This window comes from Acidovorax sp. HMWF029, from assembly GCF_003060895.1.
Classification (GTDB): Bacteria; Pseudomonadota; Gammaproteobacteria; order Burkholderiales; family Burkholderiaceae_C; genus Acidovorax.
Genome location: NZ_QAIH01000101.1, coordinates 1 through 1,703, shown reverse-complemented (window position 1 = coordinate 1,703; position 1,703 = coordinate 1). Strand labels below are relative to the sequence as shown.

Genomic DNA, 1,703 nt, shown 5'->3' with positions numbered 1-1,703 from the left:
CCCCTTGCCCCCGGGCGAGCCTCGCGCGGGCGGCACCGGCAGCGCACCGTCGCAGGGCATTGGCGAATTTGACGGCGTGCGGGCCTACCGGCGCGGCGATCCGCTCAAGCTGGTGGTCTGGAAAAAGGCCGCCAAGCCGCTGGCCACTGGCACCAATGACCTGGTGAGCCGCGACGCCCAGCAGGCCCAGCGCCATGAGCTGTGGCTGGACCTGGCCCGCGCCGCCCTGCCCGACCACGAAGCCCGCGTCTCACGCTTGACGGCCTGGGTGCTGCAGGCCGACCGGCTGGGCCTGGCCTGGGGCCTGCGCCTGCCGGGCACCGAGATCGCCCCCGACACCGGCGCAGCCCACCGCAGGCGCTGTCTGGAGGCACTGGCCCTTTGTTGATAGAGGACACCCCCCTGAGCGGCTGCGCCGCTTCCCCCCGCTCTCGCAGCGCTGTGCGCTGCGGGCAGGGGGACGCAGCCCTCGCTGCGGGTGGCGCGCAGCGCTGTGGAGGGCAGATATGAAACACGGTGCGATGCTGATCCCAAAAATTGCAATAAAAAAGGCCTCCTGCGCGCGACCATATTGCTTTTATAGCTACCAATTCAATAGCAAACAAATGACACCGTGCCTGGGACTATCCCCACAACCATGACCCTGCGCCAAACCCTCCACGCACTGCCCCGCGACGCCCGCGACACACTGTTCCTGCTGTGTGTGATCGCATGGGTGATTGCGCCGCAGGTGAACGTGTTGCCCGTCTGGGCCAGCCTGCTCGCAGGTTCTTTGCTGCTGTGGCGCGGATGGCTGGCCTGGAAAGGGCGGCCCCTGCCCACGCGCTGGGTGCTGGCCATTCCGCTGATCCTGGCCGTGGGCGGCACGCTGTACACCCACCGCACCATCCTGGGCCGCGACGCGGGTGTGACGCTGATCGTGATGCTGCTGGCACTCAAGATGCTGGAGCTGCGCGCCCGGCGCGATGCAATGGTGGTGTTCTTCCTGGGCTTCTTCACCATGCTCAGCAACTTCTTCTTCTCGCAGTCGCTGTTCACCGCCGCCGCCATGCTGGTGGCGCTGCTGGGGCTGCTGGCCGCCCTGGTCAACGCCCACATGCCGGTGGGCCGACCACCGCTGGCGCTCACGCTGCGCACGGCGGGCACCATGGCACTGCTGGGTGCGCCCATCATGGCGGCCCTGTTCATGCTGTTCCCGCGCATGGCGCCGCTGTGGGGCATGCCCAGCGACACCATGGCCGGGCGCAGCGGGCTCTCGGGCGTCATGAAGGTGGGCAACATTGCCGAGCTGGCGCTGGACGAAAGCGTGGCCATGCGCGTGCGTTTTGACACCCCGAACGGTGCGGCCCCGCCCCAAAACGAACTGTACTTTCGCGGACCGGTGTTTGGCGCCTTTGACGGCGTCGAGTGGCATCCGCGGGGCGCGCGCGGCGGCGACATGCTGCAGTCAAGCCCCGGCACCGCAGCCAATCTGCAGGTGCGCGGAGAACCCGTGCGCTACGAAGTGACCCTGGAAGCCCACCAGCGCCCCTGGCTGCTGCTGCTGGATGCCGCCGCGACCAAGCCCGTCATCTCGGGCATGGAAACGCTCATGACGCAGGACCTGCAGTGGTTCACCAACCGCCCCATCACCGCTGTGGTGCGCTACAAGGCCGAGAGCTACCCCCAGTTCAGCCATGGCCCCAGCGCGCCCACCCCCAGCC

2 protein-coding genes are annotated in these 1,703 nt (G+C 68.2%); both read left to right on the top strand.

Features of this window, described 5'->3' with window-relative positions; all coding sequences use genetic code 11:
- On the top strand, positions 1-388 hold a 388-nt coding region (locus DBR12_RS06645), incomplete at its 5' end, for a DUF58 domain-containing protein (protein ID WP_146185487.1).
- Between the two features lie 249 nt (positions 389-637).
- The coding region (locus tag DBR12_RS06635; protein ID WP_146185486.1) for a DUF3488 domain-containing protein at positions 638-1,703 on the top strand (1,066 nt) is incomplete at its 3' end.